Raw genomic sequence first — 16684 nt, 5'->3', positions numbered from 1 at the left:
ACGTAACAATACAGATAAAAAAGCCATGACGTTAGTAACCTCATGGCACCTTTATAGCTTGTTATGCCCCTTTCAGCATATCAAACACCACGCGGGCAAAGCCTTTCGCCAATTCAGGGTTAGAAAGGTATTGCATCATCATCTCTTGCTGGGCGTCGTTGCTGTCCATAACGGCATCATCAATAGCTTTCGGGAAATCGCCCAGCATCGCCTGCTCACGTGTATTGTTCGCGATCTGGGTCATCACTGCCTCGTTTTCAGAAAGCTTATCGCGCACCATAAAAGCATAATTAATCATGTCCTTATCAGTGAGATTGTCGGTAATAAAAAGTTCGTTCAGCCGCGCCAGAATATGTGACATAAACTCTTCTTTCTTATCCTTCGCTTTGGCGGTGCCGATATCGTTGCCCGGCTTTAGTTTGTACTCTGGAGCTTCCTCTTGCAGCTTAATATGCTGTTCATGAATTTTTGATAAGCGATAGTGACTCATCTCCACGTTGCTTAAATCAATCTCGTCCTCTTCCAGTCGCTGTTCATGCAGCAACGGGCGAAGATGACGAGCAAACAGGCTAAGCTTTTCCAGCGACTTGTCATCATACTCAACAATCTGCGACATAAACTCATAGAAACGAACAAAGCTACCAAGATCTTTTTTGAAGATTTCCAGACGGTCTTTTTCCTGCTTACAGGCTTTAAAGCTGTTTTCCGCGTTAGCAATCAATACCGGGCTCTGCGTATCTTTTTTGGTTAATTCAAATATCTCTTTGGCTTTTAAATAGGTATCAACCGCAGAGGAGTAGCGAAGCTTCCAGCGCTCAACGGCAGGCTTACAGATATTACTGATAGCGGCATTGGATTTATTTTTACTGTAGAAAGCTTCGCAAAACTGCTCCACTTCATTCCACAGAAAAATACCGCTGCTGCGTAGCTTCTCATAGAGATCGAATACCAGGCTTGGGTCAGTAACATCGGTTAATTCAGCCGTCTGATAATAAGGTTGGAACGCCTCGAGAATATCTTCAGGGTCGTTATAGAAATCGAGAACAAAAGTGCCGGACTCCGCTTTCCCGGGGTAAGTACGGTTTAGACGAGACAGCGTTTGCACGCATTCCACGCCGCCCAGCGCCTTGTCGACGTACATAGCACACAGCTTGGGCTGGTCGAAGCCGGTCTGGAATTTGTTCGCCACCAGCATGACCTGATAATCATCACTATCAAACGCTTTACGCATGTCCCGACCTTTTAGCGCCGGGTTCATATTCATTTCGGTGAATTTCTGGTGTAACAACGCCAGGCTGTTGTAATCATTTTCCTGAAACTCAACTTCGCCTGAAAATGCTACCATCGCGTTAATTTTGTGGTAGTGGTTTTCGGCGATGTATTTATCAAAAGCCAGCTTGTAGCGCACCGCTGCTTTACGCGAACTGGTTACCACCATCGCTTTCGCCTGCCCGCCCAAAAGGTGCATGATGTGCTTGCGAAAATGCTCCACAATCACCTTCACCTTTTGCGAAATGTTATGGTCGTGCAACGTAACCCACTGGCTCAGCTTTACCTTCGCCTTCTTACTGTCAACTTCCCGATCTTTGTCTTCAAGCTTTTGCAGCAGCTTATAAGCGACTTTGTAGTTGGTGTAATTCTTCAGCACATCGAGAATAAAACCCTCTTCAATGGCCTGACGCATAGAGTAAACGTGAAACGCGGCGGGCTTATTGGTTTTAGACGCGGGCTCGTGGGGATTCGGCCTGCGGCCAAACAGCTCCAGCGTTTTCGCCTTCGGCGTGGCGGTAAAGGCGTAGTAGTTAAGGTTGCAGCTGCCTTTGCGGGCGGCGATGGTGGCATCCAGAATATCTTCTGATGTCAGCACCACGTCGTCATCCGCCTCTTCACTCATCAACACTTCTTTGAGCTGGCGCGCTGTGGAACCGCTCTGCGAGGAGTGCGCTTCATCGGCAATTACCGCGTATTTACGCTGCTTGAGGCTGACGCTGTTTTCAATTGCCTTAAGCACATGCGAAAAAGTCTGGATGGTAACGATAATAATCGGCTGCGAGTTTTCCAGCGCGCTGGCGAGCTTGTCTGATTTCGACCCCTCACCCTCTTTGTTATTAATGCGGCCAACCACACCATCGGCATGTTCAAACTGATAGATAGTGTCCTGCAGCTGATCATCAAGCACGGTGCGGTCGGTCACCACAATAACGGAATGAAAAAGTCTTTCGCCCTTCGCATCATAAAGCCGGGAAAGCTGATGCGCCGTCCAGGCAATAGAGTTCGATTTACCGGAGCCGGCACTGTGCTGAATTAAATATTTATTGCCGGTGCCTTCTTCGTTTGCCGCAGCGATAAGCTTGTTCACCACATCCCACTGATGATATCGCGGGAAAATCAGGCTCTCTTTTTTGTACTTCAGTCCGTTCCAGTCCTCTTTTTCTTCAATCTGCAGATGCATAAAGCTTGCAATGATTTTCAGCAGGTTCTCGGGCAGCAGCACCTCATTCCACAAATAGCCGCTGGCGTATTCACTGGGGTTTTCCGGAGCATCGTTGCCCGCGCCCCCCTCTTTGGTGCCTTTGTTGAACGGCAGAAATAAGGTTTTCTCGCCGTCGAGTCTGGTTGCCATAAAAACTTCGTACTGGCTCACGGCAAAGTGCACCAGCGCGCCGCGCTTGAAGGTCAGCAGCGGCTCCGGCTTGTTAGTCGCAGGGTCTTTCGGCAGGCGTGTTTTCTTGTATTGATTGATGGCGCTGTTGACCGTCTGCTTAAATTCAGACTTCAGTTCCAGCGTCGCTATCGGCAGGCCATTGACGAACAGCACCAGGTCGATACGCCATTTCTTCGCCTTAACGCCGGTTTCTTCAAACGCGGCGTTCGATGCATGTGGGCTGTAAACCAGCTCCGGCACGATGCGGCAGATATTCTGTTTATAGCGCGCCAGGGTTTCCGGGTTGAGGTTATGTTCCGGCTTAAACTGGCACAGGGAAAAACGCGCATTATGGCTTTTGATACCGTGGCGCAGCACGCCCAGCGTGCCGTAAGTACGAGACAACACATCGGTGGCGTTGATATCCGCTTTTTTCAGCTGTGTCACCAGCGCATCAAGAAAATGCCGCTCGGTGTCGCCAGGATAAACTCTGGAAAACTTCTCCCACTCCTGGGGCTGAGTGGTTTGCACAAAGGTTAATGCATCCTGCGAGTACAGCGCACGTTCGCGATCGTAGCCATCGGTTTTGCCACGAATCCAGCCTCGATCGATCATTTGCGCGATCATTTCATCCTGGAAAATCAGCTCTTTGGTGCTGTCCATGCTCATGCGGTGGCCTCCTGTGGTTCCTCAACGTCCTGCGTCTCAGGGGCAACCCAATCGCGGACGTCGATTTTCCCGGTGACGGCGGCGGAGATAAGGGCAGTGCGACGTTCTTGCATAATTGATATTTGCATCATTGCAATATCAATTAATTCATCAAACTTAGAACATTTAGCCCTTAAATGGGTTGCAATTTCAATAGCCTCACTAACTGGAGGGCGAGCTATATGTAAATTACCTATTACACCCATACCAATATTCTGCTGTGTACCATAACTCCAATTCAATTCAATAGCCGTTTGAAATGGCTTCGAACGCATAAAGTTAATAACAAAATACGGATTTGAATAGTCATTGCACCTAATAACTGCCAGAGGTGACCAAATATTGAAATCGTCATAAGTTTCAACAATTGCAGTGATCCCGGTCGTGGCACCCGACTTAACCATATAAATATCATTGAATTGTGGTGAATACTTCTTGCTAAATCTTTTGTGATCTTTTATTGAAATACATGCTCGTTTTTTATCAAAGTCTATGACTCCAGACGATATTGCTTCAGCTGATATAAATGGTATTCCATCATCAATAAAATCTGGGGTTTCATGAGGACCATCAGTAATTGGAGTCGACACTATATGTTTTATAGCACATACATCCCAATGCTTCGGTACATCTCCAAGCCACTCAACACCAGAATCTTTCATCGGCACATCAGGGTTTAGCCCTTTGGTGACGGCATGGCTAATCACTGCCTGACGTTTTTCTTTCAACAGTTCAATAAGTTGTTGTTGTTTCTCGATCAGGTTATCGATTTTTGCGGTTTCGTGATCGAGGAAAGTAGCAATTTTCATTTGTTCATGGAGAGAGGGGATGCCGAAATTAATGCGTTTTAATTCCTCACCATTTATATGCGGAATACCCATACCTGTAGCATTCTTACGTATTTCAGGTTCGATAGAAATGCACAAATACCAGTAGTATTGTGGATATAAAGGATAAGTTAATATCGCAGCAGCCATCGTTGAAGACAGGATTCCTAATTTTCCTTTAACAAACTCCCCAGCATTTGAACCATCCCATATAATTAAAGGTTGTCCTTTCAATACAATACGGACATCATTCGATATTAGTGCGTACTTATCATTGATGTTGTTTCTTAAACATTCCATTGAAAGATAAGGAAGAGTATTCTTTAACGGCTGCTCAAGTAAAATCGTTGGGTTTTTACCCTTTATAAAAAATGCCACATATTTATGCCGTAACATTTCCCAATGGTTTGGAATTTCCCCCAGCCATTCAACCCCAGAATCCTTATACTCCGGATACGTCTTATACTTAGCCATCAGGAATGTACCTCCTGCAGCAGTTTCATAATCTCGGCACTGACGGCATCCAGGTCGGCATCAATCTCGGATAGTGGGCGCGGTGGCTGATAGACGTAGAAATGGCGGTTAAACGGGATCTCGTAACCGACAACACCCACTTCGCCATCTTTCGCATCACGCTTATCAGCGTTGATCCACGCGTCATTCACGTGCGGCAGCACTTCGGCTTTAAAGTAGTTTTCAATCAGGTCGCTGGTAGATATGGCCGGGTTCAGCGGCACGTTTTCGTTATCGCGTAGGTCACCATCCTGCTCAAACTCCACCACCTTGCCTTTGTACTCAAACGCGCCGTACAGCGGCTGCGCGGCTTCTTTCAGCACCTTCTTCACCACCGGTTCGGCATCCGGGTTTTTAGTGGTGATGGCGTCAATAAACTGCTTATTTTCTTTCGCATCCAGTTTCACGCCAGCCGTTTTGAGGGCACCTTTCAGGGTCAGCTGGAACTTGTTGAAGTCATTGCTCACAAGCGTTTTGCCCCCCGCCTGCGCACCCAATGCCGTCTGAATCTGTTGTGCTTTTTCCATTAACTCACGCTGCGCCAGCCACAGTTTGCTGTCGAGCAGTTCTTTAATCTGCTTTTCTTTCAGCTCAGCAAACTCAGCTTTGATGATGGCGCGCGCTTCGGCTTCCAGTTCGGAGAAATCACCGTAGGTCTCCTCCTGCCATTGGGATGCGAACTCGTCATACAAACGTTCCATCGGAACGTTAAACGGTTTTGGTGCAAAACGCAGAGTCGCAATCGCCTCATCCGTGACCTGAGCGGATAAACGCAGCGGGCGCTCAATGGTCAGACGGCGATAACCAAAATCGGTAGTGTTGAAAATTTTGCTGGCGTAGGTTTTTACGGCTTCGGTTTTAGCCGTCGCGGACTGCCGGCCGCGGTTTGATTTCTGCTCAGGCGTTTTCTCAAGCCCAAGCGCCTCCAGCGAAGTAACATCCACCACTTCAAAATCCCCGAAGGTCTGCGTAATCAGCCGGATATCTTCTTCGCCCATGATGTTGCGCTTGGAGCCAAGCGATTTACGCATTTTGCCGCACAGGTTGGTGCCATCAATCAGCTGTACTTTGCCTTTACGCTCAAACGCTTTCTTGTTGGAGAGGATCCAGACGTAGGTGGCGATGCCGGTGTTGTAGAACATATCGGTTGGCAGCGCGACGATGCCTTCCAGCAAATCGGCTTCCAGAATGTAGCGACGGATTTCGCTTTCGCCGCTGCCAGCGCCACCGGTAAACAGCGGAGAGCCGTTAAGGATAATGCCGATTCGCCCGCCCTGAATCTGCGAACCATCCGTATTTTGTACGTCCCGCATTTTGCTGATGAGGTGCATCAGGAACAGCAGCGAGCCGTCGGAAACACGCGGCAGGCCCGGGCCAAATCGACCGTTAAAGCCTTTCTGCGTGTGCTCGTTGTTAATCTCACCCTCGATCTTTTTCCAGTCCACGCCAAACGGCGGGTTCGACAGCATGTAATCGAAGCGATCGGCGGGAAGCTGGTCGTTAGAGAGCGTGTTGCCAAGCTTGATGCGGCTGACATCCTGCCCTTTGATCAGCATATCCGCTTTACAAATGGCGTAGGACTCCGGGTTCAGTTCCTGGCCGAAGGCGCGCATCACCGCTTTCGGGTTCAGCTCGTGCACGTATTCCATGCCGGAAGAGAGGAAGCCGCCCGTCCCTGCCGTCGGGTCGTAAATGGTGCGGATAACGCCCTCTTTGGTCAGGGCCTCGTCATCTTCCATAAACACCAGCGAGGTGGTTAAACGCACAATATCGCGTGGGGTGAAGTGTTCACCGGCGGTCTCGTTGGAGCTCTCGGCAAAACGGCGGATCAGCTCTTCAAAGACCAGGCCCATTTCATGGTTGGAGATCACCTGCGGGCTGAGATCGGTGGCGGCAAATTTTTGCACAATCTTGTAGAGAAGATTGGCATCAACCAGCAATCCTATGAACTCGCTGAATTTAAAATGCTCGAAAATTTCCCGTGCGTCTCTGGAAAAGCATTGGATGTAGTTTTCCAGGTTGGCCTGAATATCGTTTTGCCCCATTTTGCTCAGGTCCAGCGGCGAGGCGTTAAAAAACGTCAGGCCGTTAGTGGCGCGAAGGATTAATTTCTCTTTGGCTTCTTCAGGCAGTGAGGAGACGCGGACTTTTTTAGCCTCGACAACAACGGCATCTTTGGTCTCCTCCAGCACACACTCCAGACGACGAAGCAGTGTAAACGGGAGAATAATGCGACCATATTGAGACTGTTTAAAATCGCCACGCAGCAAATCTGCAACAGACCAAATAAAAGACGCCGTGTGGTTGAAGCTCATAACATCCATTATTGATATCCATTTAAAATACAAAGGTATGATTAAAAAACAAGCAATCACAAAATGATTATGCCAGCGTTTAATATCTCAATATTTTTTATTACTGCAAGTACATAAGATGCTAATAATTTTCTATACTCCACTTCAGCACATCATTATCAATAAGCACAATAAATCATTTGATAGACATGTATTGACAAGGCGAATAAATTTTATTAATTAAAGTAAATAAAATTATTAAACGAGATGGCATCAATATCTGTTCCCGCAGCTAATTATTAATAAGCGGTTCTTTGAAAACCCGTTGATTGCGCGAACTGACGTATTAAATGTGGGTGCGCTGGCGATAAACTAATAACGCACCAAATACATACAGTACTGCTGTGATACCTCAAGGAATGCATTTTATCAGCAAACACTCTTATTATTATGGGGTTGTCAGCAGCACGGCAGTCCCGGAGTCGGGAAGTAATTCATCAGGTTCGTAACGGTATATTTCAAGCTTTCGGCCAGCGGGTCGAATATCCCTGAAAGCATCAGTACAAACATGATTTCTAAAAACATCAAGAGGCGTAACGACCACTTAGCCGGACGTGACATCCCAGCTCCCTGAGGTATTACCGCTCACCGTTACTTCGCCATAAACACAAACTTTATCTCTCTCTAAAATACGGTGGCGGTGGGATTTCAGCAACGCAGCGCGTACCACGTAAAAGTCACGCGAGAGGAAAAAGGTGATGCAGCGCTCACTTATGCCATAACCATCTGGCGGGGGTGGATGTCGCTTAGTTTCGCAGGTTGAACTAATCAAACAACCATTTCCCGGCGCGGGCAGAGTCAGCAAACATCTTTACCGTCAGAGGCAGACTTACCTGATTAACTGTTTTTTTTGTAAACCACTTGCGGTAATACCAGGGGATCACCCATGGATAATAGTTATCAAAGTTAAGAGCAGAAATATCAACATTAAAGTGCTCGCTGTATTTATTAATTACTCTTACTAAATCATCTGCTGGAGCATACTCTTGCAATACATCATTCATTTCCAGGAGGATAGGTTTCAGTCGTAAGGTTGCAAGAACAGGTAACTCTTTACGAAAGAAAGATAAAACCTCTTCATTGTTTACCATATTTTATCCTCCGGACATACGCGCAGATTATACTGGTGAACAGTCCTGAAACTAACTTGAGCAACATCGTTAGCAAGGATAACCCAGCCAAATACAAGTTGTTGTTGGCCACTGCCATATGGGTAGGTAACGGCACTTTGCATATTACTGTGCTGAGCGCTTTAAAAAGCCAAAAAGCGTAGCTGAAGCATGGCATGAATACCGTGAGACTAATGTGATAGCTCAATATTTGCTTTTAACTGAAAATCTCATCCCTTTCATTATTTGAACCGCATCAATTCAGCAACGCGTAAACAAGGACAGTAATAAGGGCTATCAGTGCCGGGATTACCTTGCGCATTCCTTTTTCAAGGACAAAGACTAAAACCTGAACACCGATTAAAGCGCATAAGATTAAAAAGGCAAACATGTTATTATCGGAGTTGTTTTGTATCGAATCGAGGGATACAGACGGATCGATTTCAGCCATCCATGCGTATTTATTCCCGGAAAACAAAAATAAAAACAACAATCCCAAAAGGTATATGAGCCACAGTAACAGCCTGAATTTATTTTTCATCTGCTCTCCAGGATGAGATTATGGAACCTTTATCATATGCCAAATAATTAAATCCAAACTTTTATAATACAAATCACCGCTGAGAAACACCATCCACCACAACTTTCAGAATCCCTATAAAGCTAACCCGTTACACGACATTACAATAATACTGCTCGTCATAACGCCTTACCGCTACAGCAACCTACAATTTTAAAAACGAATATGTTCAAGCCTCGTAATACATATTATTAATGACATTTTTAGCCTAACCAGACCGCCTCATCCCGCAATTATTATTCACTCTCTTCAACACGCCCTCATTTATTAAAAAGGAATGAGAAATGGGCTGGAATAAATTTGCTGCGGCAGCTTATGCCCGTCACAATGCCAGGGCGTCGTCTCACGGCATTTGTGCAACCTATGTGCGGCTGGCGATTCGGGCAGGCGGCATTGAATTGCCGATAACCCACTTTGCTAAAGATTATGGGCCGGTACTTATTCACGCGGGCTTTCGTCCCCTTAAGCCTGGCGAGACGCCGCAGACGGGTGATATCGTGGTGATACAGCCCAGGCCTGGCGGCAACCCCGCAGGGCATATCGCCCTGTTCGACGGCTCAACGTGGCACTCCGATTTCCGCCAGCGCGACATGTGGGGCGGCCCCGGTTACCGGCAGGCAAAACCGTCTCATGTAATTTACAGGATGCCATGATGAGAATAATGATGCTGGCGCTGGCTTTTATGCTGGCGGCGTGTAGTTCAGGCAAAAACGACGTGCAGAGCCGGGTTGCTGCTTTTTATCAGCAACATCTTTCGCATATTTCTGCGTCAGATAATGATAAGCCCCGCAGCGAAGAGGCGTTTTACAGGAACTATGCCTCAGCCGAAACGCTGTCGCGGCTGGATAAAATAAGCGCGCTTCACGAGCAGGAAATTCTCAGCGCCGATTATTTCTCGTATACGCAGGACTATGCACCTGAGTGGATATCGCGCCTGAAAACCGGCGCGGCGACCGATTTTATGGGCGGCAAAGTAATGGATGTCTGGCTCGGCACTGAAAATAACCAGCGCATGCAGCTGCGTGTTTATCTGCGCCTTGAGGATAACGTCTGGAAGATTTATCGGGTGCGGGATATTACCGATAACTATGAACAGCCCATTTTCAATAACGCGGCCATAAAGCGCGCCGAAGCGTGGTCGGCGCATCTGAACGATTAAGCCCGCCTCTGGCGGGCTGTCTGCTTTTTATAAACCGCTTCAGTTTGCCTGCCCTTCCGCGTGCCAGAACTGCGGCGCGGTCAGCGTGTCAGTCTGGTAGTTCACCAGTTCAAACAACAGACCCGCCATAATTTTCTCTTGCTGCGGCGCAAGGGTTCTGCTTAGCAGGATCTGCGTTAATGTGTGGCAGTAATCCGCCAGGCTATCCGCGTCAGGTGAAAAGTCGCAGGCCTGCTCTTTCGGAGGTTCAGTAGAAGTCAGCGCTTGCCGCTGCGCCCCGGTGAGATCCTCTTCCAGGTTATCGCGCAGCAGACGGAGCGCCAGCGCCAGCCGCCCGGCCAGCGCCAGGCGAGCGGTGGTGTTGCGCGTCTCGAGCAGTTCCGCCGCCAGTTCAGAGCACACCGGCGCCAGCGCCAGGAAGTCCATCCCCTGATGCAAGGGTCGGGTGAGCAGAACTTCAATCGTAATGTCGCCCAGTTCGGGCGGGAAAATATCCTGAAAGGCGGGATGGATAAATTCAGGGCGTGCGGGTGTGGTACTATTGACGTTAGCCATAGCTGTTACTCCGATTAACAAGTTGTGGTGAGAGGCCCGGTTAGTGCTGCGAACACTGCCGGGCTTCGCTATTTTCACGAGCTAAAAACTTGCTGGTGGCATTCACCATACTATTACTGAGTGAATGCCACTTCAATAGTTGTTTGAGAACTTTTTGTGCGTATACTGGATGCCACCTATTGCAAGGAGATGTAGTAATGGCAACAGGTTCACGTAATAACAAATCGCAACAAATCGTTTCCCGCGTCCCGCTAGAAGTGATTGCTGAGCTTGAAAAAGTAAAAGAACCCGGTGAAAGCACTGCGGGTTTTGTCGTCACGTCCATAAAAGGCGAGATAAAGCGCCGCCAGCGCCAAAAAAAGCAGGAGACGCCGAAAGGCTGATCCAGACTTACCGAAAGGGCCGGGAAAATCCGGCCCTTTTTGTTGGTCGGGTATGCGAATCAGGCTTTACGAAAACAACCTCATGCAAACCACATATTTTTAATCCGCGAGTTTGATATAGAACCACCTCCACGGACGTGGAGAAGACACGTGATAGTACTGTAGCCCCCTGCCCACCCCATTAAAGAGTTTTATTCAAAGTCTATTTGGTATGTTGTCCCTGGTTGACCAACATACCCGAACGTAATACCTACAGAGCCATCTTCAGATTTTACTTCAACAGTTATTTGTCTGTTCTAGATCAAGTCCTAGTTCTGAACCAATCTAAAATTATCTGCCAAAAAATTCTATAGTGATTATGGCAAAAACAAACATAGACATTTATACACATATACAAAGCTCCAGAACAACAGGCTTTCAGAAAATCTTCTCGCAGGACATTTTACATTATTTTCCGCCCATAACTCTTTATGAGTTTTTTTTCAAATTGCTGCTTTTTTCTCTACATCCCTTCAATCCATTTGAGTTCTCCTTTTATAATTGAGTTAATTGGTAAAAATTATTTTCGTAATTCCCAACAATTCTGATAAAACCTATTGTATTAGATCCATACTGCGTCGGATATTGTGTTTCGAACAAACATACTACTACTTTGTTAGAACCATTTGCGGAGCGAATCCTAATGGTTGAGACATTATATTTTCTCTTAATATCTCTAAGATAAAATGTACACCTTGACTTTGCCTTTTGTGTACCTTCAGTTTGTTGAGCTATATAAGCTTGAGTCAACTTCAAGTCTGACACTGTTTCTTCGTTTGCTTTATCTACTGGCTTACTAACAGTTTTACTGGGTAGAGTTTTTTGATTACTGCCAACTGCAAAATCACTACTACTCTTTGAGCACAGTGAATTAACAAAATCATATGAAGTGCAAGTAGAACATCCAGACAAAAAGGCACAACTTGTTAAAATCAATAGCCAATGCTTCATTGCATTCTCCCTACTATGAGACAGTGTTATGTGTGTTACTACCACAACTAATCTCACATCTTTCTATTTAATAGCTTTATTATTTATCGCAATATTTGCTTTTGCGGTATCACTATTAATACTCACATTGACATCAACTTTCGTAACAGCTTGTGCGGAAGTGTTATTGGCGAAGTAGTCAGAATTTGCTCCACGTCTTATGGCTGTCACAGCTAGATGGCTAGCATCTCCAGCTGGTCTTGCCTCTTCATCAGAGATTAATTTTCCATGAGGCGCATTTTCCATAGTGATGATACCTCTCATTAAGCGAGTAACCTGTTCTTTATTTCCACTATCAAATTTATCATGCAAGGCTGTTCCTAAAGCTTTAGATACAACGGCTTTATACTCCGGTTTGTTATCATCAAAATAAACCCCAAATATTTTATCTATGGTATCTATTCCGTGACCCAGGTATAACTCCAACTGTTTCTATAACGCAGACACCCCCATGCTTATTGCGTTGAATTTTTCATGTCTTACGTTTGAACTATCTTCCAACACAGCACCAGGCTGCCCAACAAAGAAACACCTCCACGAGCGTGGAGAAGACGCAAAAGCCCCTATTTTCACCACGTAAAACAGGAACAATTTAATTTTCTCTTATGATTAACCTTAACTTATAATCCGCATGAATATACAAATACAAGCAGGCCCTTCATTTCCCCTAAACGGTTTTTATTACAATGTTGACGAGGCAGGTAATTTCAGGGTGTTGATAATGATTGAGGTTATTTATTCTTTTAACAGCAAGTAGTAACTCAAATTCCTACCCCAGAAGTTTGTAAGGCTACTTTAACAGCGAAAGGAAAACGCAATAACAAACATACGGGAGATGGCAGGCGCACCATCTCCATTCGCCAGCGCCTATTTCTCAGGGCGCGAAGAGGCATACCATTGCTTAAACATATAAACCGTCAGGCAAGCGAGCCCCGCGGAAAAGAGCGCCATAAAAACCAGCAGCGAAAGCATCAGATCAAACGTCTGCCCAAAGCTAACCAGAAAGCCCAGCAGCACCAGATAAACCGGCGGGATGAAATGAAACATCAGCCAGGGAATAAGAACAACATAAATAATCACGGTGATAAAGTAGAGTAACCGAAGTTGCGTTTTGCTCATGGCGTAGCTGACCCGTTTATTATCTTATTCAGCACTATTTATCCTGCAGGCCGGGCCGCGTTTTGAAAAGCGCAGCCATGCCGTTTATTTACTTTTAAGCCGCCGCAGAGGCGGAAAAGTTTAGTTGTGATCTCTCAGGAAAACCGTCATTACATCTTTTGGCGGCGTTTGCTTCGCTTCTGAAAGCAGCCAGCCCACGGCGCCGCGGTGATAAGTGCCGTGAAAAAGCACATGATTAAGCATGTCGATTATTTTCATTTCGCCCGCCCCGCCATCAACAAAACGAAAGCGGACGGTATCCATCAATGTTGTTTCGGGCAGGGCTGTAATGTAATCAATAAACCCCTCCGTTGCGTCCGCCATAGCCGCTTTCAGCGTAGCGCAGTCAGGCGTTTCCGGCGTGTTCAGCGCAGTATAACCATGAGCCTGACCAGAAAGGTTGGCGATAAAAATTCTGTCGACCACGTAGATATGGTTCATCAGCCTGAGCATTAAATGGCGTTTTTCTTTGTAATTTTCTTCAACCCGGCTAATCGCTGCCAGCGTTTCAGCGTCCGCCCAACGTTTGTACCGGAACAAGGTGATTAGGTTATCTTTATTCATTGCAGTCCTTTTCATTTTTCCCTGAAGGGGGGCTTTTTCAGGCATCAACACAATAACGCCCTTCTGCTCATTTTCTACCTGAGGTGATGGAATAAGGAAATAAAAACCAGGCTATTTCTGCGGCCAGCACTGGTTCTGAATCACGAGGCGGTAACCGTCAGGGTCGACAAAAGTTTTCCCGTTTTTATCCCAGTACGGATTGAAAGAGGCGACGGGCGTAAAACCGGTCTCTTCGAGTTCTTCGCATACGCGCTGCCACGCGGCCCTCTCCGGGTAATAGAACACCAGTAAATCTTCTTCTGTGGGCGCAGGTTTAACGGGGTGGCGCAGGCAGGTGGTTAATTCAATATGCCATGGCAACGCGGCATGCCCCATCATAATGCCGCTAAAGCCATCATGGTCGGTAAAATCCCCAAGGCGCTCAAAGCCCAGGCCGCGGGAATAACACTGAAAGGCGGCTTCCGGGTTGGCGACCGGTCTCGCAATACGCATATGCATGAAGCGCATTAAAAACTCCTGTAACAGAAAAGCATGCAAGGAAATATAACCTCGCCGCCTTTTTATATTTGTCCGCAGGAGCCTTCAGCGCTAAAAAAACCGCCGTGTCTGTTCATTATCTTATTAATCTCGCGCCGTCATTATTTCCCTTCGCACCTTTCCACCTTCACCTGCAGCAACGCTTTTTTATTTTCTGAACGGCGTGAGGAATCGCGGCGAAGCGCCCGCTTAGCCGCCTTCAGCCGCCAGCTGTTTAATCAGCGCCGTTTCCGTTTCATCAAAGGCCGCGCCGGTTTCGTCCAGCAGGTCGTGAAACCAGCGGGGCGGCGCGCCGGCGTCGATGGTGGCAAGGCCAGGCCACGGCAGCCAGGTCTGGGTGCGCCCTTTTACCAGCCCCCACTGCCAGCAGCCGATGCCCTGCGCTTTAAACAGCGGCAGCTGTTCGTGCATTACCGAGGCCGCATGGCGCGCCATCCATTCGGTGCACAGCAAGGGGCGCTTAAACTGTCGCAGGTAAGCAATGGCCTGGTGAAGCTGCGCCAGCGGCACGTAGGCGTGGAATGAAATAATGTCCGAGAGCGCCAGCGCGCGCTGGTCCGTCGGGTGCGAATAGACCGGCAGCGCCGGGTCCTGGCCTGCGGCGATATGCCAGGCGCCGACGGTTAACGGCTGCTGCGGCTTCATCTCCCGCGCCCAGCGGAACGCCAGCACCATCAGGCGATGGCTGCGCCGCTCCAGCGCCGGGTCGAAGGTGGTCTGCCCGGACGGCGTGAAGATCATGCGGTTGGTGGGCTCGTTATAAAGGTCCCAGACGATAAGCGTCTTGTGCTGGCCGAAATGGCCGACGATATCTTTGATATAGCGCTCAACCAGCCCCCACAGCGCAGGCTGCATCACGATGTTGCGCCCCGGGCTTGCCGCCGCCTGGCTGTTGTGCACGCCGGGCACCGGCAGCTTTTGCTGGCCGAGGAACGGATGTTCGCCGGAAAAACCGCAGTCGTCCATCAGCGTCAGCATCACGCGGATGTCGTTCTGGTGACAAATTTCAAGGAATTGGCCGATGCGGTCGATAAGCCCGTCGCGATCGTGCTCCCAGACAATAAAAGGCAGGTTGGTGCGCAGACTGTTAAAGCCGATGGCTTTGGCCCACTGCAGCTCCTGGGCGATGCAGGCCGGGTCGAACGTCTCCCGCTGCCACATTTCTGTCCAGTTCACCGCCGTGCGCGGCAGGTAGTTGAACCCGCGCAGCCATCCCTGTTGCGCATGCCAGTTCCACGCTTTTTCTACAGACCACTTACGCATGATGCAGGCCTCCTCAAGAAAGACCTTATTAGCTAATATATTAGCTACTGGATAAATTACCAGCACTCCTGTAAATAAACCAGATCCACAGCACATTATTTTTGCGCTGAATTAAAGCACGTTATTTCAATAAATTAAGCGTCCCGAAACTGCTTCACCGGGGCGCAGTAAAATAACCGTAAGCGGTTAATAGCGAAGTTATTTTAAAAACAGGCGTAATAAGCGGGTGCTACTATTAAAAAGATGCATTTTTGTCGCCGCCCGTAAACTATGAGTCAAAAAACTAAAGTCACTATGCGCCATATTGCGGCCCGCTCCGGCGTGTCGCAATCTACCGTTTCCCTTATTTTAAACGGTTCGCAGAGCGTAAAGCTTTCGGAAGCGACGCGGGAGAAAGTTGCGCGCATCGCCCGGGAAATGGGTTACGTGCATAAAGCGTTGGCCCGCGTCAGCGCCATAGACAAAATCGCGTTTATCTTTAACGGATTAATTAACAGCGAACCGTTCAGCGAAGCCATCTACTCCGCCCAGCAGGCGGCGTGGCAGCACAACAAGCTACTGGCTATTTTTGATATGAAAAACGAGCCGGCGCACTGTGCGGCGCTGGAAGAGGAAATCCGCCGCGGCGGCTATCAGGGGCTGATATTCGCCTCCTGCTTCACCGCGCTGCTGCCGCCCTTGTTCGCCAATCTCTCTATTCCCGTGGTGTTGCTGAACGGCTATTGCCCGGAGCGTCCCGATCTTCCCTGTATTTTACCCGCCGATAAAATCGGCGCCTATAAAGCCACCCGCCATTTGCTCCAGCAGGGTTATCAACGCATCGCTATTCTTACCGGGGAAGATCAAACGGCTAACGATCGTATTTACGGCTACCGTCAGGCGTTAATTAACCACGATATTTTCCCGGACGATCGCTATATTCAGGCGACCGGCCCTTCGCCAAAATCCGCTTATCAAAAGACGCTGGATTTACTCGCTTTTTCACCGCCGCCGGAAGCCATTTTCTGCAGCAGCGATTATATTGCCCTGGGCTGTTATCAGGCGATCCTCTCAAAGGGATTGCGCATTCCGCATGATATTGCCGTGATTGGCTACAATAACCAGAGCCTGTCGCCAGAATTAATTCCGGAACTCAGCACGGTGGATTTATCTTATCGGGAGATGGGAAAAATGGCGCTCACCACCCTGTTAACCCTGACCCGACGGCAACCGCTGCTGGATAAAATCATGAAAGTGGAAGGCGAATTAATTGTCCGCCAGTCCTCGCTACGGCCGCGCCGCCCGGCGTTGTAACGTTCTCA

The 16684-nt window shown here is 48.0% G+C and carries 17 protein-coding genes; 4 read left to right on the top strand and 13 right to left on the bottom strand.

What is annotated here, in order from left to right:
• Positions 1–61 precede the first annotated feature (61 nt).
• The 6 genes from IEX01_RS10775 to IEX01_RS10755 all read right to left on the bottom strand — a co-directional run bounded on the left by IEX01_RS10775 (position 62) and on the right by IEX01_RS10755 (position 8696).
• Positions 62–3313 (bottom strand): type I restriction endonuclease subunit R, encoded by a 3252-nt coding sequence (locus tag IEX01_RS10775; RefSeq protein ID WP_188723830.1) that lies wholly within the window; start codon positions 3311–3313, stop codon positions 62–64.
• The gene (locus tag IEX01_RS10770; protein ID WP_188723829.1) at positions 3310–4653 is read right to left on the bottom strand and encodes a restriction endonuclease subunit S; all 1344 of its coding nucleotides are present in this window, start codon (positions 4651–4653) and stop codon (positions 3310–3312) included. The genes IEX01_RS10775 and IEX01_RS10770 overlap by 4 nt, the downstream gene beginning before the upstream one ends.
• A complete protein-coding gene (locus IEX01_RS10765) occupies positions 4653–7016 on the bottom strand; it encodes a type I restriction-modification system subunit M (protein ID WP_188723828.1) in 2364 nt (787 codons plus the stop codon). Before IEX01_RS10765 ends, IEX01_RS10770 begins: the two co-directional genes overlap by 1 nt.
• Before the next feature lie 794 nt (positions 7017–7810).
• On the bottom strand, positions 7811–8137 hold the full coding sequence (locus IEX01_RS10760) for a DUF1493 family protein (protein ID WP_188723827.1): 327 nt from the start codon (positions 8135–8137) through the stop codon (positions 7811–7813).
• Positions 8131–8280, bottom strand: a complete 150-nt coding sequence (locus IEX01_RS21950; RefSeq protein ID WP_505675205.1) for an STM2901 family protein — start codon at positions 8278–8280, stop codon at positions 8131–8133. The genes IEX01_RS10760 and IEX01_RS21950 overlap by 7 nt, the downstream gene beginning before the upstream one ends.
• A 131-nt stretch (positions 8281–8411) precedes the next feature.
• Complete coding sequence (locus IEX01_RS10755) at positions 8412–8696, bottom strand: hypothetical protein (RefSeq protein ID WP_188723826.1); 285 nt, start codon at positions 8694–8696, stop codon at positions 8412–8414.
• A gap of 323 nt (positions 8697–9019) precedes the next feature.
• Here IEX01_RS10755 and IEX01_RS10750 point away from each other — a divergent pair, with 323 nt between their 5' ends.
• Positions 9020–9388 carry a hypothetical protein gene (locus tag IEX01_RS10750; RefSeq protein ID WP_188723825.1) on the top strand — a complete coding sequence of 123 codons (369 nt, stop codon included), beginning with the start codon at positions 9020–9022 and terminating at the stop codon, positions 9386–9388.
• Positions 9385–9894, top strand: coding sequence for a YqhG/Tai3 family protein (locus IEX01_RS10745; RefSeq protein WP_188723824.1), 510 nt, complete (start codon positions 9385–9387; stop codon positions 9892–9894). Before IEX01_RS10750 ends, IEX01_RS10745 begins: the two co-directional genes overlap by 4 nt.
• A 39-nt stretch (positions 9895–9933) precedes the next feature.
• On the opposite strand, the gene IEX01_RS10740 is transcribed toward IEX01_RS10745, so the two are convergent.
• Entirely contained in the window at positions 9934–10449 is a 516-nt protein-coding gene (locus tag IEX01_RS10740) for a hypothetical protein (protein WP_152526317.1), read from the bottom strand.
• Positions 10450–10646: 197 nt separating this feature from the next.
• Here IEX01_RS10740 and IEX01_RS10735 point away from each other — a divergent pair, with 197 nt between their 5' ends.
• Positions 10647–10832 (top strand): YlcI/YnfO family protein, encoded by a 186-nt coding sequence (locus IEX01_RS10735; protein WP_024558899.1) that lies wholly within the window; start codon positions 10647–10649, stop codon positions 10830–10832.
• Positions 10833–11366: 534 nt separating this feature from the next.
• On the opposite strand, the gene IEX01_RS10730 is transcribed toward IEX01_RS10735, so the two are convergent.
• The 6 genes from IEX01_RS10730 to IEX01_RS10705 all read right to left on the bottom strand — a co-directional run bounded on the left by IEX01_RS10730 (position 11367) and on the right by IEX01_RS10705 (position 15383).
• Entirely contained in the window at positions 11367–11822 is a 456-nt protein-coding gene (locus IEX01_RS10730) for a hypothetical protein (protein ID WP_188723823.1), read from the bottom strand.
• Between the two features lie 63 nt (positions 11823–11885).
• A complete protein-coding gene (locus IEX01_RS10725; protein ID WP_188723822.1) occupies positions 11886–12287 on the bottom strand; it encodes a hypothetical protein in 402 nt (133 codons plus the stop codon).
• 441 nt (positions 12288–12728) lie between these two features.
• On the bottom strand, positions 12729–12980 hold the full coding sequence (locus IEX01_RS10720) for a hypothetical protein (RefSeq protein ID WP_024558890.1): 252 nt from the start codon (positions 12978–12980) through the stop codon (positions 12729–12731).
• Between the two features lie 120 nt (positions 12981–13100).
• The gene (locus IEX01_RS10715) at positions 13101–13583 is read right to left on the bottom strand and encodes a DinB family protein (RefSeq protein ID WP_024560540.1); all 483 of its coding nucleotides are present in this window, start codon (positions 13581–13583) and stop codon (positions 13101–13103) included.
• 111 nt (positions 13584–13694) lie between these two features.
• A complete protein-coding gene (locus tag IEX01_RS10710) occupies positions 13695–14090 on the bottom strand; it encodes a VOC family protein (RefSeq protein ID WP_188723821.1) in 396 nt (131 codons plus the stop codon).
• A 219-nt stretch (positions 14091–14309) separates the two neighbouring features.
• Positions 14310–15383 carry a cellulase family glycosylhydrolase gene (locus IEX01_RS10705; protein ID WP_188723820.1) on the bottom strand — a complete coding sequence of 358 codons (1074 nt, stop codon included), beginning with the start codon at positions 15381–15383 and terminating at the stop codon, positions 14310–14312.
• A 270-nt stretch (positions 15384–15653) separates the two neighbouring features.
• On the opposite strand from IEX01_RS10705, the gene IEX01_RS10700 reads away from it, so the two are divergent.
• Positions 15654–16676 carry a LacI family DNA-binding transcriptional regulator gene (locus IEX01_RS10700; RefSeq protein WP_024558885.1) on the top strand — a complete coding sequence of 341 codons (1023 nt, stop codon included), beginning with the start codon at positions 15654–15656 and terminating at the stop codon, positions 16674–16676.
• Positions 16677–16684: the final 8 nt, after the last annotated feature.

The organism is Franconibacter daqui (assembly GCF_014644275.1).
GTDB classification, from domain to species: domain Bacteria; phylum Pseudomonadota; class Gammaproteobacteria; order Enterobacterales; family Enterobacteriaceae; genus Franconibacter; species Franconibacter pulveris.
The sequence above is the reverse complement of the archived record's forward strand: the minus strand, read 5'-3'. Positions and strand labels throughout refer to the sequence as shown.

What these genes read in the sequence shown, in the direction of transcription:
- IEX01_RS10765 (WP_188723828.1), bottom strand. Translation starts at nt 7,016, where the DNA reads ATGGATGTTATGAGCTTCAACCACACGGCGTCTTTTATTTGGTCTGTT.
- IEX01_RS10745 (WP_188723824.1), top strand. Translation starts at nt 9,385, where the DNA reads ATGATGAGAATAATGATGCTGGCGCTGGCTTTTATGCTGGCGGCGTGT.
- IEX01_RS10720 (WP_024558890.1), bottom strand. Translation starts at nt 12,980, where the DNA reads ATGAGCAAAACGCAACTTCGGTTACTCTACTTTATCACCGTGATTATT.
- IEX01_RS21950 (WP_505675205.1), bottom strand. Translation starts at nt 8,280, where the DNA reads ATGCAAAGTGCCGTTACCTACCCATATGGCAGTGGCCAACAACAACTT.
- IEX01_RS10700 (WP_024558885.1), top strand. Translation starts at nt 15,654, where the DNA reads ATGAGTCAAAAAACTAAAGTCACTATGCGCCATATTGCGGCCCGCTCC.
- IEX01_RS10735 (WP_024558899.1), top strand. Translation starts at nt 10,647, where the DNA reads ATGGCAACAGGTTCACGTAATAACAAATCGCAACAAATCGTTTCCCGC.
- IEX01_RS10750 (WP_188723825.1), top strand. Translation starts at nt 9,020, where the DNA reads ATGGGCTGGAATAAATTTGCTGCGGCAGCTTATGCCCGTCACAATGCC.
- IEX01_RS10770 (WP_188723829.1), bottom strand. Translation starts at nt 4,653, where the DNA reads ATGGCTAAGTATAAGACGTATCCGGAGTATAAGGATTCTGGGGTTGAA.
- IEX01_RS10740 (WP_152526317.1), bottom strand. Translation starts at nt 10,449, where the DNA reads ATGGCTAACGTCAATAGTACCACACCCGCACGCCCTGAATTTATCCAT.
- IEX01_RS10775 (WP_188723830.1), bottom strand. Translation starts at nt 3,313, where the DNA reads ATGAGCATGGACAGCACCAAAGAGCTGATTTTCCAGGATGAAATGATC.
- IEX01_RS10730 (WP_188723823.1), bottom strand. Translation starts at nt 11,822, where the DNA reads ATGAAGCATTGGCTATTGATTTTAACAAGTTGTGCCTTTTTGTCTGGA.
- IEX01_RS10755 (WP_188723826.1), bottom strand. Translation starts at nt 8,696, where the DNA reads ATGAAAAATAAATTCAGGCTGTTACTGTGGCTCATATACCTTTTGGGA.
- IEX01_RS10715 (WP_024560540.1), bottom strand. Translation starts at nt 13,583, where the DNA reads ATGAATAAAGATAACCTAATCACCTTGTTCCGGTACAAACGTTGGGCG.
- IEX01_RS10760 (WP_188723827.1), bottom strand. Translation starts at nt 8,137, where the DNA reads ATGGTAAACAATGAAGAGGTTTTATCTTTCTTTCGTAAAGAGTTACCT.
- IEX01_RS10710 (WP_188723821.1), bottom strand. Translation starts at nt 14,090, where the DNA reads ATGCGCTTCATGCATATGCGTATTGCGAGACCGGTCGCCAACCCGGAA.
- IEX01_RS10705 (WP_188723820.1), bottom strand. Translation starts at nt 15,383, where the DNA reads ATGCGTAAGTGGTCTGTAGAAAAAGCGTGGAACTGGCATGCGCAACAG.